Below are 17,974 nucleotides of genomic sequence, written 5' to 3' on the forward strand. Positions count from 1 at the left end.
AATTATGAATTTGTATTCTTAGATATAAGATTTATTGTTTATTTTTTTTTCCAGAATGGATGTAATCTACAATAGTTTCATACGGAGTTTCAAAATCAAACCATTTGGTGTTTTCATTTCTTTTGAACCAAGTCAATTGACGTTTTGAAAATCTTCGCGTGTTTTTCTTTATTTCTTCTATGGCAAATTCCAATGAAATTTCTCTGTCAAAATAGCTGAATAATTCTCTGTAACCCACGGTTTGCAGTGCATTCAACTCTTTGTTTGGGAATAACGTTTTTGCTTCAGCCTGAAGTCCTTCATTCATCATAATATCAACGCGTTGATTGATTCGGTTGTAAATGATTTTTCTGTCAGCTTCCAGACCAATTAAAATAGGAGTGAAGCTTCGGCTATTTTTTTTATGGTTTAAAAAAGAAGAATACGGTTTTCCGGAACCCAGGCACACTTCCACGAAACGCATCATTCGTTGTGGGTTTTGCAAGGTTTGTGGATTTTCGATAGTCAAGCTTTTATAATAATCTGGATCTAAAACTTCGAGTTTTTGTTGCAAATATCCAATTCCCAGTTTTTCATAATTCGTATTTATTTCAGTTCGGACTGAAGTGTCTATTTCTGGAAATTCATCAAAACCTTTTAAAATTGCATCAACATACAATCCGGAACCACCAACTAAAATGGCGTAATCATTGGTCAAAAATAATTCGTCAAGTTTAGCAATAGCCTCTTTCTCGAAATCACCAACAGTATAATTTTCGAATACAGATTTGTTTTGTATAAAATGATGGGTAGCCGCTGCTAATTCGGCTTTGTTTGGTACAGCTGTTCCAATGGTCATTTCCTTGAAAAACTGTCTGCTGTCACAGGAAATAATATCACATTTAAAATAATTAGCTAATACAATACTCAGGGAAGTTTTGCCTATGGCTGTGGGTCCGATAATGGTGATTAAGTATTTCATGTTTTTTAGCCCAGATGGAAACGAAAACCCCGGAGTTATGAAAGTTAGTTTTTCTTGGTGTAAAAGAGCGACTCCCGAAGTCTCGGGATAAGCTCCTTTTATGCCTTAGAAAAACAACTGGAATAACGAGGAGTTAAAGTGTACAGCTGGAATTGCTTCAAATTAATATTATTTTAAATCTTTACCGCAATGATAGCAGTATTTTGCATTATGTTCATGTCCCTCGGTACCACAATTAGCACACGGATCAATTCTTTCTTCTCTTGTTTTTTTGCGATTGTTGTTTGCAAATTCAGCTGAAACAATTCCTGTAGGAACCGCAATGATGCCGTAACCCATAATCATTACTATCGAGGCAATGGCCTGTCCTAGCGGGGTTATGGGCGAAATATCTCCATATCCTACTGTTGTGAGTGTCACGATGGTCCAATAAATACTGATGGGAATACTGGTGAAACCACCTTCTTTCCCTTCGACGATGTACATTATAGAACCTATTATGATGCTGCTGATTAACATGAAATAAATGAAAATAAGTATTTTTCCTCGGCTGGCAATTAAGGCTTCTTTTAGATGAGTGGATTGACTTGAGAATTTTGGATGTTTTAAAATCTTAAATAATCGCAACAATCGTAAAGCTCTGACAACGGTTAAAACGCTGGTTCCAACAATAAATAAAGAGAAATACATTGGTAATGTTGCTATCAAATCAATTATTCCATAAAAACTAAAGATGTATTTCAATGGCTTTTTGATCGATATAATTCTAAGAAGGTATTCTAAGGTGAAGAAAATGGTTATAATCCATTCTAATACTATGAGTTCATAATGGTATTTTGTATCAAAACCTTTGACCGTTTCGAGCATAACTATAATAACACTCAACAGAATAACGCCTAAAAGAATAAGGTCAAATAATCTTCCTGAAGCGGTATTCGTACCGTAAATTACGACATTGGTTCTATGTCTAAAAGTGTCAAATTTTGACTTTAATCTTTGCATAATTATGTTGTAATTATTAGCATGCGATTAGAATTTTACGATTTTCAACGTTTTGCTTTTTCGAACATGACCTTGAATAATATTGCGTACATCCCTATTGTTTTGCATGGGGATGATAATGTTTTTAAGAATTTCGATGTTGTTGATTTGATAATTTAAGTCATAGAAAGCATAGCCTTTATAGATTCCGTTTTCAATCAAAACAGCGCTGCGCTCATTGATGGTTCTTCCTCGGTCAACCAATACCATATTTTGATTTTCGAAACTGTTTTTATCTATAAATCCCTGAACTCTTGCGTTATATTCTTCGGCAGAAACCTCGCCAATGCAAGCCCCGTCACATTCTTTTATGCTGTACTGAAAACAGTTTGTTTTAGAAACATATAAACCGGTAAGTTTTTGGCACAAATTATAATGAGAAGTTATTCTGAACAACGCATTTTTGCCTTCTTGTAAAGAAGTAAATGAGGTGATTTCTTTCTTTCTACCATCCGCTTTTTGAAGTTTTAGGTTGAGATATCCATTTTTATCTTTTTCTGCGTATAAAGCCAATTGGAAAATACTTTTCCGCTGGGCTCTATTGTGGATGGGTTTGTTGATTTTTATTTCTTCACTTTCTTTCAATAAAGCGATCAATTCACTTCCGGTTTCATCATAGGTTACCGTGAAAACTTGGGCTTGTATTTTCTTGCATTTTGTGGAAGTTCCCGTAAAATGCTGGTTGACACGTTTTTTTATGTTTCGGCTTTTGCCAATATAGATCAGATTTCCTTTTTCATTGTGAATGTAATAGATGCCTGTTTTAGCGGGTAAACTAGAAACAATATCCAGTAATTTTGGAGCTATTCCTTTTTCGATTTCAAGCTTTATAAAATCTTTTACAATTTCTTTTTCTAAATCTTTTTCTAAAAGAATTTTAAATAATTTCACTGTAGCCAAAGCATCACCACTGGCTCTGTGCCTATCTGCCATTGGGATTCCAAGAGCACGGACCAATTTCCCTAAACTATGGGAAGGTTGCTCAGGCAATAGTTTTTTTGATAATTCAACCGTACAAAGCGTTCGTGCCTCAAAATCGTATCCTAATCGTCTGAATTCAGTTCGTAGTATTCTGTAATCAAAAGAGGCATTATGGGCTACAATAACACAGTCATTTGTCATTTCAATGATGCGTTTCGCAACTTCAAAAAACTTGGGTGCCGATTGCAGCATGGCGTTATTAATACCAGTAAGTTTAACTACAAAGGGCTGAATTGGAATTTCAGGATTTACCAAACTGATAAATTGATCCACCACCTCATGACCATCAAATTTATAGATGGCGATTTCAGTGATTCCTTCTTCGTTGAATTGTCCTCCAGTGGTTTCTATGTCTAGTATTGCGTACAAATTTTTTGTTTAATGTTTAATGTCTCAAGTTACGAAACATCTGAAATTAAAAATCGTTAATCTGAAATCAAAAATCAAATTATCTTCCTCCAAAGATACTACTTCCAATTCGAACCATGGTGCTTCCGCATTCAATTGCAAGTTGATAATCGCCGGACATTCCCATAGAAAGAATGGTAAATTGTGAATTATGAATTGTTAGTTGATCAAAAATCGATTTCAAATGAGAGAATTCTTTTTTGATTTGATCTTTATTATCTGTAAAAGTAGCCATTCCCATTAGTCCAACAATTCTAATGTTTTTCATTTCCTGGAATTCGTTTGATGATAGGAGTGAAGCCAGTTCTTGCTCGTCAAGACCAAATTTAGTTTCTTCTTCGGCAATATGCATTTGTAATAAACAATCAATAATTCTGTTGTGTTTTAGTGCTTGTTTGTTGATTTCCTGTAGTAATTTTAAACTATCTACGCCATGAATCAAGCTCACAAATTGTGCCATAAATTTGACTTTATTTGTTTGAACGTGACCTATCATGTGCCATTGAATGTCTTTGGGCATTTGTTCCCATTTTTCGGACATTTCCTGGATTTTGTTTTCTCCAAAAATGCGTTGACCGGCTTCATACGCTTCCATTAAATCGGAAATAGGTTTAGTTTTTGAAACCGCAACTAATGTTACTTGTTCCGGTAAAGTGGATTTTATTTGGAGTAAATTATTTTTTATTGACATTTTAATATTTTGATTTTAAAGCGTTACTAAAACCTAAAGTTCATAAACGACTAATCCGCTTCTAAATTTTGGCTCAATATATGTACTTTTTGGAGGCATTATTAAATTGGCATCTGCCAAGGCTTTTATTTCTCCAATGTTTGAGGGGAATAGTATAAAACCGATTTCAAATTCTCCTTGATCAATTTTGTTCTTTACTTCCAATACAGATTGTTTTCCTGAAAGGTATTCTATTCGCTCATCATTGCGTAAATCCTCGATGGCTAGAATAGGCAACAATACTTTTTTGTATAAAATTTGTGTATCTAGACTATCCAAAGCTGTCTGGAAAACTTCATTTTCTTTTCGTAAAATTAAGCTATAGAACTCATTGTCCAGATACATTCCGAATTGATGCTTTTTCGAAGGCTGAAAAGGTTGCTGAAATTTATTTTCAAGAATAAAATCCTTTTCTAACTCTTTTATGAAATCTTCTTTTGAGAAACCGTTTAAATCTTTTACTAAACGATTGAATTCATATATTTTGACATTATTTTCGGAAATCAAATAGCTCAGAATGTGATTTTTAGCAGTGTTTTCTGGGTCATCATTTTCCTCTGATAATAATTTCAGTGCTTCAGTACGATGATGACCGTCAGCAATGTAAAGATTATTTGTTTTTTCAAATATATTTTGCAACCAATTAATTTCTAATGCATCTTCAATTTTCCACAAATAATGAATCTCTTTTTTTGTGGTTGAAAATTCAAAATCAGCTAATTTTTGGGTACAATTAAAAATCCAGTTTTCAATTGTTTTATTATCAGGATAGGTCATTAAAACCGGTTCCGTATTAAACTCTGAATATTTCATGTAGTCTTTGAGTAATCGAACTCTGAAAGCAATAATATCTTCATGTTTTTTGATGATATTATTACAATAATCTGCTACACTTGTCCCCGCAATAATCCCTGTGAATGAATGTGTTTTGGTAACAATCTTATGAATATAAATAGCAGGTTTTTTATCTTTTACTAAAATGATTTCATTTTTGAAATCCTCGTATTTTTGATGTACTTGTCGGTATCTTTTTTCAAAAGAAACGCTTTCCTGATTGGTATAAGCGGGTTTTAGAATATGCAAAAAAGATAACGGATTGAAATCCAATTGCGCCGCTAATTCAGCATTTACATATTCTTCATAAGAACGGCAAGTAACAAGGCAAACCTTATCACGAGTAGGACGAACTGCTTTGAAAGGAACTATTTTAGCCATAATTATGTCAAAAGTCAAAAGCCAAAAGTCGAGAGTTTAAAGTAATTAACTTCAGACTCTCGACTTTTAAACATAGAGACTATATAAATTGTTTAGAAATTTTCTCTGCTTTTTTGCTTTCAGAATAATCGTAGAAACCTTCACCGGATTTTACACCCATTTTTCCTGCACGAACCATATTTACCAATAATGGGCAAGGAGCATATTTTGGATTTTTGAAACCGTCGTACATTACATTTAAAATGGCTAAACATACGTCAAGACCAATAAAATCTGCTAATTGCAAAGGTCCCATTGGGTGACCCATTCCAAGTTTCATAACTGTGTCAATTTCATAAACACCGGCCACTTTATTGTATAATGTTTCGATAGCTTCGTTAATCATTGGCATCAAAATTCTATTGGCAACAAAACCAGGATAATCGTTTACTTCAACAGGAGTTTTTCCTAATTTCTCAGAAAGATTCATGATGATTTTTGTTACTTCGTCAGAAGTATTATAACCGCGGATGATTTCCACCAATTTCATAATTGGCACCGGATTCATAAAATGCATACCGATAACGCGTTCCGGATGCGCCACAACTGCTCCAATTTGAGTAATTGAAATCGAAGAAGTATTGGTTGCTAAAATCGTATTATGAGAACAAGCCTCGTTTAATTGTTTGAAGATATTTAATTTCAATTCAACATTTTCAGTTGCAGCTTCAACCACTAAATCTACACCTACAACACCATCTTTGATATCCGTATACGTTATAATATTAGTAATCGTTTTTGCTTTATCTTCTTGGGTAATGCTCCCTTTTGCAATCATTCGGTCTAAATTTGCAGCGATAGTTGCCATTCCTTTATCCAAAGATTTCTCTGAAACATCTATTAATTTTACGGTAAAACCACTTTGTGCAAAGGTGTGGGCGATTCCATTCCCCATTGTTCCTGCTCCGATTACGGCTATTGTTTTCATATTTTTTATTTTAAAGTTTAAAAGTTTAAAGTTTAAAGTTCTCTCGAGCAACTTTAAACCTTAAACTTTAAACAAATTTTATTTACTTTTTAAAACAATTTATAATTTGATACGCCACTCTTAGCGCCTCTGTAGCCTGTTCCAATGTTACAACAGGTTCTGTATCATTGATTATAGCATCTGCAAATGATTCTAATTCATCAAGAATTGCGTTGTTTTGTTCTACCTCTGGATTAGAGAAATAGATTTGTTTTTTTACACCTTCGGCATTTTGTAAAATCATATCGAAATCGCCGGGAACTTCAGGTGCATCTTTCATTTTTACCACTTCACATTTCTTTTCCAAGAAATCCACTGAAATGTAAGCGTCTTTCTGGAAAAAACGAGATTTACGCATATTTTTCATCGAAATTCGGCTCGCCGTTAAATTGGCAACACAACCGTTTTCGAATTCTATTCTTGCATTGGCAATATCCGGTGTATCACTGATAACAGAAACGCCACTGGCATTGATGTTTTTTACTTTTGATTTTACAACGCTCAAAATAGCATCAATATCATGAATCATCAAATCCAATACTACAGGAACATCGGTTCCACGAGGATTGAATTCAGCAAGACGATGGGTTTCAATAAACATAGGGTTTTCAATCATGTTTTTGGTAGCAATGAACGCTGGATTGAAACGCTCCACATGTCCAACTTGACCTTTTACATTGTACTCTTTTGCCAAAGCGATAATTTCTTCGGCTTCTTCAACCGTATTTGAAATGGGTTTTTCAATAAAAACATGCTTGCCGGATTTGATGGCTACTTTAGCACATTTGTAGTGAGAAAGAGTTGGTGTTACAATGTCAATTACATCAACTGCATGAATAAGAGTTGCAATTGTGCTAAAATGTTTATATCCAAATTCTTTAGAAACCTTCTCGGCATTCTCTTGATTTGGGTCATAAAAACCAACTAATTCATATTTATCAGATTGTTGTAATAAACGCAAATGTATTTTTCCTAGATGACCAGCACCTAATACTCCAATTTTCAGCATAACGATGTAATTTTTACAAAAATAGCAATAAAATGATTAATCTATTATTGATGTGGGACAATTATTCAGTTAATTTAAAATTTAAAATCCAACATTTGAATTCAGAAATTCTTTTCTATTTTTACCAAAATAAAATAGTAAATTTTGAAAGACACAGCCAAGCATCAAGGACTTCGGAATCAATTAGTAAGCGTTTTAGAGCAAAAAGGGATTACTGATAAAAGTGTTTTGGATGCGATAAAAAAGATTCCAAGACATTTATTTTTAAATTCCAGTTTTGAAGATTATGCTTATCAAGATAAAGCATTTCCCATTGGAGCTGGTCAAACGATATCACAACCCTACACTGTAGCTTTTCAATCCCAATTATTAGAAGTTAAAAAAGAACATAAAATTTTAGAAATAGGAACAGGTTCAGGATATCAAACAGCAGTTTTATGCATGTTAGGAGCCAAGGTTTTTAGTGTTGAAAGACAGAAAGAATTGTTCAAGCAAACTTCTGTATTATTTCCAAAATTGAGTATACGTCCTAAACATCTCTCTTTTGGAGATGGTTATAAAGGATTACCAGGTTATGCACCTTTTGATAGTATTATTGTTACTGCCGGTGCTCCGTTTATTCCCCAGCCTTTGATGGCACAGTTAAAAATAGGAGGAAGGCTCGTTATTCCATTAGGGGAAGAGGTGCAAATTATGACTTTGCTAATCAGAAAAAATGAAACACAATTTGAAAAACATGAGTTTGGTGAATTTCGATTCGTTCCTTTATTAGAAGATAAAAATTAAAATAGAAACCTGTCTCGCTTAAATAACGAGACGGGTTTTTTATTGACCAATAATATTCAAATAGCGTTCTAAGCTTTCTTTTTCCATTTGCGCAATGAACAATAAAAAATCTTCTTTATTATTTTTAGTTTGAGCTGTTTCCAATGCTTGGTAATATTGCATTCTACTATCATAATCACCTTTTATATTAGCAATAATGTAGCCATGCTGTAATAAAACCAAGTTCATAACCAAACGCGAAGTTCTGCCATTTCCATCAATAAATGGATGGATCGTGACTAATCGTTCGTGTATTTCAGCAGCCAATACAATAGGATGAAGGATAGATTTATTGCTTTCATACCAAATAAAAAAATCTTCCATTTCTTTGGCAACCAGAAACGGTTGCGGTGGCATATGGCTGCTTCCTTGAATCATCACCTGCACTTTTCTATACCGACCTGCATCTTCAGGGTGAATCCCTCTCAAAATAAGATTATGAATGGATAATATTTCACGTTCATTTATGGAACTATTTCTTTGCATTAAATCTTTGATGTAGGCAATCGCTTCTTGATGATTTATTACTTCAAGGTGTTCCCGCATACTTTTCCCAGAAATAGTTAAACCTTCATTGATAACCAAATCTGTTTCACGCAAAGTCATGGTATTTCCTTCGATACGGTTACTTTCAAAAGTATATTCTAGCTCTAAAGCTTGTGCAATGCGATAGCTGTCAAATTGACGAAATCCATCTAGTTTTATCTTCAGAGTATCTATTTCATCTAAAATTTTCTGAAGTGTAGTAGATAATTTTTTCTTGGAAGATTTGCTTTGATATCTAATTTCTTCTTCTGCAACCAATAATGCTTTTAATGCAAATTCGTCTTCGCCAATTTCATAAAGAATTTTTTCTTTAAGCCAAATGACCATTATTGTTTCTAAATCTATCTCCAGCAATGATGCTAGTTTTATAACTTGTTCTCTGGTAGGTTTTCTGGTCCCGCTTTCAAATTTACTAATTAAGGCTTGGTCAATTCCTAAAAGTTGAGCCACTTCTCTGGTTTTGAGTCCTTTTTGTTCTCTTGCGTTTTTGAGTAGTGTTTTCATTTTTTTAAAATGTTTTTTATTGTCTTGACAAATTTAGTCATTTTTAAAAGAAAAAATATTTTATTTCAATATTTTTTTATTTTAAAATGATTTTTTGATTCTGTCCAGATCGCGTTTGGTATCTTGTTCTTTAAGAGATTCACGCTTATCATAAGTTTTTTTTCCTTTACAAAGACCGATTTGTAGTTTAGCCATTCCTTTTTCATTGGTAAACAATTTCAAAGGAATTATTGTTAATCCTTTCGCTTGAACGCTTCTTGCTAAGCTTTTTAGCTCTCTTTTATTTAAAAGTAATTTACGTTCGCTTCTGGCTTTGTGGTTAAACTGATTACCAAAAGTATACTCTTCAATGTAAGTATTTATCGCAAAAAGTTCATTATTGCTAAATTCACAAAAACTCTCAGTAATATTTGCTTTTCCTAATCGAATGGATTTGATTTCAGTTCCGGCTAAAACAATTCCAGCAGTGAAAGTTTCGATTATTTCATAGTCAAATCGAGCTCTTTTGTTTAATATGTTTATTGTTTTTAGCATAGTGCAAATGTAGCAAAAATTAAAGGTTTAGCAATAACTTATGGCAATTTCAGAAGTTGGTGAGTAATTGTATCACCATTTACAGTTACTATATAAAGATTACCAAAACGTGTATCTTCTATATCTGCATATATCTTTTGATTAATAATTTGATTAACAAAATTAGGTGTGGTGTTACTATGACCTACAATCAAAACTTTTTTACCTAGCGTTTCTTTTTTGAATGAATCTATGGCTGTAGTTTTAGGATTGTACAGTTTAATTTGGATATTCTTAGCTGTAGCAGTAGGACTTGCAGTTTGTATTGTTCTTTTATAATCCGTTGAGTAGATTTCATCAAAACCAACTTCTGAGAATATTTTATTCCATAGATTGGCTCTTTCAAGACCAATTTCTGATAAATCAGGATTTTGAGAATTATCTACTTTTTCAGCGTGACGTATGAAGTAATATGTAGTTGTGCTTTGTTGTCCAAAACTAATTTGTAAAATAAATAAAGCGATTATTAATAGATACTTTTTCATTTGAATAAATTTAAAAATTAGTATTTACGATTTTATATATTTGCAAAATGGAAAACTCAAAATCTAAAGATCCGCTTCACGGAATTACGCTTCAAAAAATCGTTGAACAATTAGTTGATTATTATGGTTTCGATACTCTTGGAGAATTAGTGAAAATTAAATGTTTTACAGATAATCCAAGTGTAAAATCCAGTTTGACTTTTTTGAGAAAAACGGATTGGGCAAGAAAACAAGTGGAAGATTTGTATATAAAATCAGTAGCTAAATTCCCCAAATAAATCTAGTTGAGCTTATAAGAAACCATAATTCCACCTCTATAAGGCAACCATTCACCACTTTTATTGTAGTCTTTTGCCCCATCATAACGTTCACCTGTACTTATTAAGTAGCCTTTGTAAAAACCTTGATGCCAACCGCCACCTAGATAACAATCAATCATAAATTTATCATTGATTTTTACTTGATATCCAATAGTTGAACCTATGAAATATCCAAAACCTTTTTCATAGTTGTCAGTGTTTATATAATTCCATTTTTGAAAATTAAAAATACTAGCACCAATATGCACACCTGCATAAAAACCATTGTATTTCTCTTTAAAATGATATCTGTATTCTGGTGTGAAGGTATAAAATTCTCTAGGATTGCCATTTACTGATTTCCAAAAAGATGCTAAAACATCAAATTGTAAAGTTGATTTTTCTCCAATACTGGTTTCAATACCAACATTTGGAACTGTCAATAAAGTAGTAAAAGCATTAGCTTTTATATAAGTTTGACTTTGTGATAAAAACGAAAAGAACAGAAATGTGGCAATAAATAATTTTTTCATAAAGAGTGGATTCTACTTTTTTTGGTCAAAAATTGACTAAAAACAGCGGCAAATATAGCTATTAATGTTTGATTGTCTTTTATGTTTAAAGTAAATATTGTCAGTTTAAACGTATTTTAACGTTATAAAATAAGATATCATTAAAGACTATTTGTTTAAAATAGAATAAATAACGGTATCCAAAAATCGTCCTTCAAAAAATTCATTTTCTTTTAAATGTGCTTCTTTAACAAAGCCATTTTTTTCTAAAACTTTTGCAGACCCATGATTTTCAGGAGCTATAATTGCTTCAATAGAATGCAATTTCATTATTTTAAAACCATAATTTACAGCTTCGCTCACCGCTTCTGAAATAATTCCTTTTCCATTGTATTCTGGAAGTAACATATATCCAATTTCGGCTCGATAATGTTCTGGTTTTATTCTGTAATGACCAATTATTCCAATTAATTTTGGATTGTCTTTCAACGTAATCGCCCAATTTATACCTTCATTAGTTTCTATTTTAGTATCAATCATTGCAATATGTTCCAAAGCATCTTCATCCGTTTTCACTAAAGGTCTTGGAATATATTTCATCGTTTCGGGATTAGATCGCAATGCGAAAATCTCCTTTACATCATTAGAATCCACTCTTCTTAAAAGCAAACGTTCAGTTTCTAAATTTGGGAATGGACTGAAATTTATAGTTAACATATTTTATTTTTTTAATTAAAGGATTTCGATACTGAATTTTGAATAAAAAGTTTCATTTGATTCTAAAATTAGAATACCTTCTTTCTCCAATAGATTTCCGGAATTCTCATTGGTATCCGAATAACCAAACCAAGGTTCGATACAAAGAAAAGGCGCGTTCATTTTGGTCCAAATTCCTAAACTTGGAAAATCTTTAAAATGTACTCTCAAAATTGGATTTTCATTTTCTAAAATCGTCAATGAATCAGATTGTAATGTTTTGAAAATTAAAGCGTCGTTTTCGAATAAGTCATACGTTAGCGGAATCTGTTTATTATGTACTTCTAATTGCTTCGTTTTATTTGAAATTAAATCATCCTCCAAAAGATAATATTCCAGCGGTTCTACTTTTTTAAAAGCAATAGCATAATTTTCGAATTGATTTGGTAAAGCAAAAGCAGGATGTGCTCCAATAGCAAATGGCATCGTAGATTTCCCTTTGTTAATTACTTTATATGCAATGAATAAATTGTTTTTGTCTAATGTGTAAATCAGTTGTAATTCAAATTCAAAAGGATATACTCTTAAGGTCTCGTCAGAAGATTGTATGGAGAAAGTAGCACTATTTTCTGTTGCATCAGTTAATTCAAACTCCATGTCTCTGGCAAATCCATGTCGCGATAAATGATATTCCATTCCATTATGATGAAAGGAATTGTTTTTTAATGTTCCAACAATTGGAAACAAAATAGGAGAGTGCTTGCCCCAAAAATCAGGATTTCCTTCCCAAATGTATTCTTTATTCAGATTTGTTTTTAAGGAAATTAATTCGGCACCGAAATGTTTGATTTCAGCGGTTAGAACGGAGTTTTTTATTATAGTTGTCAAAATTGTTCTTCGTTAATTTAAAAATTGATTTTGTATGGTAAATATATTTTATAATTTTTAATTCTGATGACGTTTAAGCTGGATTTTATTTATTTAAAATGGAATCTATCCTTTTAAAATAGTTTAAAATCCTCTTTTTTTTCATTAATTTGTGATATAAACTATAAGAAAAATGAAAAACAGTCGCTTCAGAGTCATGCTACATTTGGCTTTATTATTAGGAGTTACGTCTACTTGGGCGCAACAAACCCCTGTAAATGTATCAAGTAACCCAATCTCAAAGTATGATTATCATGATGCTTTTGCTCCACATTTTTACTCTAAAAATGGAACAAGTACGCGTTCAGCAAGTGGTCAGCCAGGAGCTGAATATTGGCAAAACAGAGCTGATTATCAATTAACAGCTAAATTGGATGAGAAAAACAATGAAATTTCCGGAATAGGAATCATCACGTATACGAACAACAGTCCTGATAAATTGGCTTTTGTTTGGATGAACTTAGACCAGAATTTATTCAAAGCAGATTCCCGCGGAAATGCAGTTGTGCCTTTGACTGGCAGTCGAAATGGGGCTCAAGGCCAAATTTTTGATGGCGGTCATAAAATAAAATCGGTGAAAGTTATCACTACTGTAAAAGGTGTTGCTACTGAAAAAGAAGCAAAATATGTAATTACTGATACCAGAATGCAGGTTTTTCTTCCGCAGGAATTAAATGGTAAAGGTGGTTCCGTTAAAATTAAAATGGACTTTTCTTTTATAGCTCCTTTTGAAGGTTCGGACAGAATGGGAGTATTGGAAACTAAAAACGGAAAAATTTTCACCATAGCGCAGTGGTATCCACGTATGTGTGTGTATGATGATGTACGAGGTTGGAATACTAATCCGTATTTAGGAGCTTCGGAATTTTACTTAGAATATGGTGATTTTGATGTGAGTATTACAGCGCCATCTAATCATATTGTGGTAGCTTCCGGTGAATTACTAAATCCTACAGCGGTTTATTCTACTCTCGAACAAACCAGATTGGTCCAAGCTAAACAAAGTGATAAAACGGTTTTTATCCGTACTGCTGCCGAAGTTGAAAATTCATCAAAAACAGTTGCTACAGCTACTAAAACTTGGAATTATAAAATCAAAAATGCCCGAGATTTTTCTTGGTCATCATCAGCGGCATTTATTTTAGACGCAGCAAAAATCAATTTACCAAGCGGAAAGAAATCATTGGCTATCTCAGTTTATCCTGTAGAAAGTGCCGGTGATGCAGCTTGGGGACGTTCCACAGAATATACGAAAGCTTCTATTGAAAATTATTCTAAAAGATGGTTAGAATATCCGTATCCAGCGGCTACAAATGTTGCAGGAAACGAAGGCGGAATGGAATATCCAGGAATTGTTTTTTGTAGCTGGGAGTCAAAAGGTGAAGATTTATGGGGCGTTACAGATCATGAATTTGGACACATTTGGTTTCCTATGATTGTTGGTTCAAACGAAAGAATGTTTGCTTGGATGGATGAAGGTTTTAATACTTTTATTAATTCATTGAGTTCAGTAGATTTTAATAATGGCGAGTACAAAGATAAGCCGGTTGATATGCATCAAAGAGCTGAAGTGTATACAAGTCCGAATCTTGAAACCATAATGAGTTCTCCGGATAACATGAAAGAAGCTAATATTGGTCTTTTAGCGTATTCAAAACCAAGTTCAGGATTAGTGATTTTGCGTGAACAAGTTCTTGGACCGGAGCGTTTCGATTTAGCTTTGAAAACTTATGTAGAGCGTTGGGCATACAAACATCCGCAACCGGACGATTTCTTTAGAACAATCGAAAATGTTGCAGGGGAAGATTTGAGTTGGTTTTGGAGAGGTTGGTTCCAATACAATTGGCGATTAGACCAAGGAATTAATTCGATAAAATATGTGAAAAACGATCCTAAACAAGGAGTTGTGATTTCGATTGAAAACTTCGAAAAAATGGCTATGCCGGTAAGTTTAGAAGTAAAAACGAAAAGCGGAAAAACAACACGTGTTAAATTGCCGGTTGAAGTTTGGCAAAGAAACAAAGCGTGGTCATTCAAACACAATTCGACAGAAGAAATTGAAAGCATCACACTGGATCCGGATCATGTTTTACCAGATACAAATACAGCAAACAACTCTTGGACAGCAAGCAAAGGTTTGATTGAAAAAGATGTTATTCTGGATGGTTATTTAGGAACGTATTCAACTAAAATGGCGCCGCTAAAAATTACTTTTTCAGAGAAAAACGGGGTACTAAATGTTTTGATAACTAATTATCCAAGTTTTACGGTGGAACCAATTGGGAAAAACAGTTTCGAATCGAAACAAGCAGGACTTAAATTTGAATTTAATGACAGCCTAAACGGATTTGATATGTTGATACCTGAAGGACAAAAAATACCATTTACCAAAGACAAATAGTATTTTGGTTTAATAAAATAAAAAAGACTTGTAGCAATTAAAGCTACAAGTCTTTTTTTATTTACTCTATTTTTCTATTCTAAATTTATTCTGGAATTTGCTGACTTAGGCAATGTAATGTTCCAAAACCCCAAATAAAATCAGTAGCGCTAATCCCAATGATTTCTCTATCTGGAAAACATTCTGAAAGTATGTTTAAAGCTACTCTGTCATTACTGTCGTTAAAAGTAGGGACCAAAACACAATTGTTCAAAATCAGGAAATTAGCATAACTCGCTGGCAATCGCAAGCCGTCAAATTCCAAGCGTTTTGGCATTGGTAGAACTACAATTACTGGAGATTTACCATTTTCCAGTTTGGCGTTTTGCAAGCGTTTTAAATTGTCTTGTAATGGTTTGTAGTTATTATCCGTTGGGTCCGTTTCCACAATAGTCACAATCGTATCTTCGTTTACAAATCGGCATAAATCATCAATGTGTCCGTGTGTATCATCACCTTCAATTCCATCGCCTAACCAAATCACATTCGTAATTCCAAGGTATTCCTTGAAAACGGCTTCGTAATCTGCTTTGGTGAAATTTGGATTTCGAACCTGAATATCAGGATGCATCAAACATTCTTCCGAAGTCAATAAAGTACCACGTCCATTGGTATCAATGGCGCCACCTTCTACAATTACCGGTTTTCCTTTATATAGGACCTGAGTCACAGGAATATTTAGAAATTCGCCCACTTTCGCAGGAACGAATTTGTCCAACTGAATGTTTTTATATTTGGCCCAACCATTAAAATTAAAATTTAACGCTTCTCTTTCGGTTCCGTTTTTAACGATTATCGGACCCGAATCACGCATCCAACTTCTATTGGTTTTATGAATGATGTAGGAAACATTTGTTAGCGTAACATGTGCTGTTTCCAGCATCATATTTACTTTTTCTTTTTGGTTATCATCGGCAACAACTAAAAAGACTTGCTCGAAAGTAGCCACTTTTTTAATGAATTCCACAAAAGCCCATTGAACTGCTTCGTATTTCCCTGGCCAATCCTTACCGTTGTGAGGAAAACACAGTAAAATCCCTTGTTGTTTTTCCCATTCGGCAGGAAATCTTCTATTATTTGTAGTCATACAGCGTTTCTAATTTTAAAGACTGCAAATATAAACATTCAGTAGGATTTTAAAATAGTTAGTAACCATTCATTTTGGGCAACTCATAAATTTATAAGAATAGTTTTGGTAATGATTATATAATATTTAGTTAATTCTAGTCGGGTTTCAGCTAGTTATTTTTGAAAAAATTTAAAAATTACAGTTATGAAAAAATATGGTATTACACTACTCGCGGCAATTATGATATTGTCAAGTTGCGAAAATGACTCTAATAAGGAGGATTCTCCAGAGTTAGTTGTAAATGAAAATGCAGCAACTTTCAAAGAAATTGGTTCCATTACGATTGGTGGTGCCGGAGCTGCTGAAATAAGTGCGTATGATGAAGTTTCTAAAAAATTATTTACCGTAAACAACAGTAATACGAATAGGATTGATGTTATTGATTTGTCTAATCCATCCAGTCCAGTTTTTCTAACAAGTATCGATTTAACCCCATTTAATGGAGCTTCAAACAGTGTTGCTACCTATAATGGAAAGTTAGCAGTGGCATTAGAAGCAAAACCAAATAAACAAGATGCAGGAAAAGTGGTTGTTTTTGATACCGCTAATTACAGTGTAATCAAAGAAATTACGGTTGGTGCTTTGCCCGACATGATTACATTTTCTCCTGATGGGAATTACATCATGACCGCTAATGAAGGAGAGCCAAATGATACGTATTCTATAGATCCGGATGGTTCTGTTTCTATTATTGCGGTCAACAATAATTATGCGGTGACGACTTTAAATTTTGGAAGTTTTAGCAATCAATTGAGTACACTGAAAACAAAAGGATTCCGAATTGCAAGTCCAACAAATAATTTCACTTCTGATATTGAACCGGAATACATCACGATTTCTGCTGATTCAAAAACGGCTTGGGTTACTTTACAGGAGAATAACGGAGTGGCTAAAATTGATTTGGCAACTAAAACAATCACGAATGTATTTCCATTAGGCTACAAAGATTATAATCTTGCCGAAAATGCTATAGATATCAGCGATAAAGATGGTGGTGTTTTGGCTAATACATGGAAAGCGAAAGGAATGTTTCAACCGGATGCTATCAGTAGTTTTGAGATCAATAAAATTCCTTATTTCGTTACCGCAAATGAAGGAGACGCCAGAGAATATTCTGCTTTTGTAGATGTAAAAAGAATCAGCAGTTCGTCTGTTATTTTGGATCCAATAGCATTTCCAAACGCGGCTGCTTTAAAAGCTGAGGCAAGCATGGGAAGATTGAATATCAATACCAAAATGGGTGATACAGATGGTGATGGTGATTTTGACGAATTAGTTTCTTTTGGAGCCCGCTCTTTCTCCATTTGGAATGGAAACACAGGAGAATTGGTATTCGACAGTAAAAATGAATTAGACAAGAAAGCACAAGAATTTGGTGTGTATGATGATGCGAGAAGTGATGATAAATCAGTGGAACCAGAATCAGTTGTGGTTACTAAAATGGCCGATAAAACGATTCTTTTTGTTGGATTGGAGAGAGTGGATGCCGTTATGGTATATGATGTTACCAATCCAGCTGCTCCAAAATTTTTACAGACTTTTAAAACCGGTGATGCTCCAGAAGGATTGCTTTTTATTCCAGCTTCAAAAAGTCCGACTAAAAGAAGTTTAGTGGTAGTAAGCAGTGAAGGGGATGGTGTCGTTAAAATATTCCAACCAGATTTGAATTAGAAGTTTAGTGTTAAAT

The 17,974-nt window shown here is 33.5% G+C and carries 18 protein-coding genes; 4 read left to right on the plus strand and 14 right to left on the minus strand.

Going from position 1 to position 17,974, the window contains the following annotated elements:
* Positions 1–31: 31 nt before the first annotated feature.
* The 7 genes from miaA to CLV00_RS10255 all read right to left on the minus strand — a co-directional run bounded on the left by miaA (position 32) and on the right by CLV00_RS10255 (position 7,351).
* A complete protein-coding gene (gene miaA / locus CLV00_RS10225; RefSeq protein ID WP_099715107.1) occupies positions 32–961 on the minus strand; it encodes a tRNA (adenosine(37)-N6)-dimethylallyltransferase MiaA in 930 nt (309 codons plus the stop codon).
* 168 nt (positions 962–1,129) lie between these two features.
* Positions 1,130–1,963, minus strand: coding sequence for an ion transporter (locus CLV00_RS10230; RefSeq protein WP_099715108.1), 834 nt, complete (start codon positions 1,961–1,963; stop codon positions 1,130–1,132).
* A gap of 27 nt (positions 1,964–1,990) precedes the next feature.
* A complete protein-coding gene (locus CLV00_RS10235) occupies positions 1,991–3,352 on the minus strand; it encodes an exonuclease domain-containing protein (protein WP_099715109.1) in 1,362 nt (453 codons plus the stop codon).
* Positions 3,353–3,431: 79 nt separating this feature from the next.
* Positions 3,432–4,082, minus strand: coding sequence for a YggS family pyridoxal phosphate-dependent enzyme (locus CLV00_RS10240; RefSeq protein ID WP_099715110.1), 651 nt, complete (start codon positions 4,080–4,082; stop codon positions 3,432–3,434).
* 33 nt (positions 4,083–4,115) lie between these two features.
* A complete protein-coding gene (locus tag CLV00_RS10245; protein ID WP_099715111.1) occupies positions 4,116–5,336 on the minus strand; it encodes a DUF1015 domain-containing protein in 1,221 nt (406 codons plus the stop codon).
* Positions 5,337–5,415: 79 nt separating this feature from the next.
* On the minus strand, positions 5,416–6,303 hold the full coding sequence (locus tag CLV00_RS10250) for a 3-hydroxyacyl-CoA dehydrogenase family protein (protein ID WP_099715112.1): 888 nt from the start codon (positions 6,301–6,303) through the stop codon (positions 5,416–5,418).
* Positions 6,304–6,385: 82 nt separating this feature from the next.
* Positions 6,386–7,351: a Gfo/Idh/MocA family protein gene (locus tag CLV00_RS10255; protein ID WP_099715113.1), complete on the minus strand. Its 966-nt coding sequence runs from the start codon at positions 7,349–7,351 to the stop codon at positions 6,386–6,388.
* Between the two features lie 144 nt (positions 7,352–7,495).
* Between CLV00_RS10255 and CLV00_RS10260 the strand changes: the two genes are divergently transcribed.
* Entirely contained in the window at positions 7,496–8,137 is a 642-nt protein-coding gene (locus CLV00_RS10260; RefSeq protein WP_099715114.1) for a protein-L-isoaspartate(D-aspartate) O-methyltransferase, read from the plus strand.
* Positions 8,138–8,176: 39 nt separating this feature from the next.
* Here CLV00_RS10260 and CLV00_RS10265 read toward each other — a convergent pair whose 3' ends face one another.
* The 3 genes from CLV00_RS10265 to CLV00_RS10275 all read right to left on the minus strand — a co-directional run bounded on the left by CLV00_RS10265 (position 8,177) and on the right by CLV00_RS10275 (position 10,284).
* Complete coding sequence (locus tag CLV00_RS10265) at positions 8,177–9,226, minus strand: Fic family protein (protein WP_099715115.1); 1,050 nt, start codon at positions 9,224–9,226, stop codon at positions 8,177–8,179.
* Positions 9,227–9,307: 81 nt separating this feature from the next.
* Positions 9,308–9,760, minus strand: a complete 453-nt coding sequence (gene smpB / locus CLV00_RS10270) for an SsrA-binding protein SmpB (protein WP_099715116.1) — start codon at positions 9,758–9,760, stop codon at positions 9,308–9,310.
* A gap of 38 nt (positions 9,761–9,798) precedes the next feature.
* Positions 9,799–10,284, minus strand: coding sequence for a phosphoglycerate mutase family protein (locus CLV00_RS10275; protein WP_099715117.1), 486 nt, complete (start codon positions 10,282–10,284; stop codon positions 9,799–9,801).
* 47 nt (positions 10,285–10,331) lie between these two features.
* On the opposite strand from CLV00_RS10275, the gene CLV00_RS10280 reads away from it, so the two are divergent.
* Entirely contained in the window at positions 10,332–10,562 is a 231-nt protein-coding gene (locus tag CLV00_RS10280) for a VF530 family DNA-binding protein (protein ID WP_099715118.1), read from the plus strand.
* 2 nt (positions 10,563–10,564) lie between these two features.
* Here the strand turns inward: CLV00_RS10280 and CLV00_RS10285 are convergent, their stop codons facing one another.
* The 3 genes from CLV00_RS10285 to CLV00_RS10295 form a co-directional block, all read right to left on the minus strand.
* Positions 10,565–11,116, minus strand: a complete 552-nt coding sequence (locus CLV00_RS10285; protein ID WP_099715119.1) for a DUF3575 domain-containing protein — start codon at positions 11,114–11,116, stop codon at positions 10,565–10,567.
* A 147-nt stretch (positions 11,117–11,263) separates the two neighbouring features.
* Positions 11,264–11,812, minus strand: a complete 549-nt coding sequence (locus CLV00_RS10290) for a GNAT family N-acetyltransferase (RefSeq protein ID WP_099715120.1) — start codon at positions 11,810–11,812, stop codon at positions 11,264–11,266.
* A gap of 15 nt (positions 11,813–11,827) precedes the next feature.
* Positions 11,828–12,679: an aldose 1-epimerase family protein gene (locus CLV00_RS10295; protein WP_099715121.1), complete on the minus strand. Its 852-nt coding sequence runs from the start codon at positions 12,677–12,679 to the stop codon at positions 11,828–11,830.
* 172 nt (positions 12,680–12,851) lie between these two features.
* Here CLV00_RS10295 and CLV00_RS10300 point away from each other — a divergent pair, with 172 nt between their 5' ends.
* A complete protein-coding gene (locus CLV00_RS10300) occupies positions 12,852–15,119 on the plus strand; it encodes a M1 family metallopeptidase (RefSeq protein ID WP_099715122.1) in 2,268 nt (755 codons plus the stop codon).
* Positions 15,120–15,204: 85 nt separating this feature from the next.
* Here CLV00_RS10300 and CLV00_RS10305 read toward each other — a convergent pair whose 3' ends face one another.
* Positions 15,205–16,245 (minus strand): agmatine/peptidylarginine deiminase, encoded by a 1,041-nt coding sequence (locus CLV00_RS10305; protein ID WP_099715123.1) that lies wholly within the window; start codon positions 16,243–16,245, stop codon positions 15,205–15,207.
* Between the two features lie 186 nt (positions 16,246–16,431).
* Here CLV00_RS10305 and CLV00_RS10310 point away from each other — a divergent pair, with 186 nt between their 5' ends.
* Complete coding sequence (locus tag CLV00_RS10310; RefSeq protein ID WP_099715124.1) at positions 16,432–17,958, plus strand: choice-of-anchor I family protein; 1,527 nt, start codon at positions 16,432–16,434, stop codon at positions 17,956–17,958.
* The last annotated feature ends 16 nt before the right edge of the window (positions 17,959–17,974 follow it).

Origin of the sequence: Flavobacterium sp. 11, assembly GCF_002754315.1 — a bacterium.
Classification (GTDB): domain Bacteria; phylum Bacteroidota; class Bacteroidia; order Flavobacteriales; family Flavobacteriaceae; genus Flavobacterium; species Flavobacterium algoritolerans.

What these genes read in the sequence shown, in the direction of transcription:
- miaA (WP_099715107.1), bottom strand. Translation starts at nt 961, where the DNA reads ATGAAATACTTAATCACCATTATCGGACCCACAGCCATAGGCAAAACT.
- CLV00_RS10230 (WP_099715108.1), bottom strand. Translation starts at nt 1,963, where the DNA reads ATGCAAAGATTAAAGTCAAAATTTGACACTTTTAGACATAGAACCAAT.
- CLV00_RS10240 (WP_099715110.1), bottom strand. Translation starts at nt 4,082, where the DNA reads ATGTCAATAAAAAATAATTTACTCCAAATAAAATCCACTTTACCGGAA.
- CLV00_RS10245 (WP_099715111.1), bottom strand. Translation starts at nt 5,336, where the DNA reads ATGGCTAAAATAGTTCCTTTCAAAGCAGTTCGTCCTACTCGTGATAAG.
- CLV00_RS10250 (WP_099715112.1), bottom strand. Translation starts at nt 6,303, where the DNA reads ATGAAAACAATAGCCGTAATCGGAGCAGGAACAATGGGGAATGGAATC.
- CLV00_RS10255 (WP_099715113.1), bottom strand. Translation starts at nt 7,351, where the DNA reads ATGCTGAAAATTGGAGTATTAGGTGCTGGTCATCTAGGAAAAATACAT.
- CLV00_RS10265 (WP_099715115.1), bottom strand. Translation starts at nt 9,226, where the DNA reads ATGAAAACACTACTCAAAAACGCAAGAGAACAAAAAGGACTCAAAACC.
- smpB (WP_099715116.1), bottom strand. Translation starts at nt 9,760, where the DNA reads ATGCTAAAAACAATAAACATATTAAACAAAAGAGCTCGATTTGACTAT.
- CLV00_RS10275 (WP_099715117.1), bottom strand. Translation starts at nt 10,284, where the DNA reads ATGAAAAAGTATCTATTAATAATCGCTTTATTTATTTTACAAATTAGT.
- CLV00_RS10280 (WP_099715118.1), top strand. Translation starts at nt 10,332, where the DNA reads ATGGAAAACTCAAAATCTAAAGATCCGCTTCACGGAATTACGCTTCAA.
- CLV00_RS10285 (WP_099715119.1), bottom strand. Translation starts at nt 11,116, where the DNA reads ATGAAAAAATTATTTATTGCCACATTTCTGTTCTTTTCGTTTTTATCA.
- CLV00_RS10290 (WP_099715120.1), bottom strand. Translation starts at nt 11,812, where the DNA reads ATGTTAACTATAAATTTCAGTCCATTCCCAAATTTAGAAACTGAACGT.
- CLV00_RS10300 (WP_099715122.1), top strand. Translation starts at nt 12,852, where the DNA reads ATGAAAAACAGTCGCTTCAGAGTCATGCTACATTTGGCTTTATTATTA.
- CLV00_RS10305 (WP_099715123.1), bottom strand. Translation starts at nt 16,245, where the DNA reads ATGACTACAAATAATAGAAGATTTCCTGCCGAATGGGAAAAACAACAA.
- CLV00_RS10310 (WP_099715124.1), top strand. Translation starts at nt 16,432, where the DNA reads ATGAAAAAATATGGTATTACACTACTCGCGGCAATTATGATATTGTCA.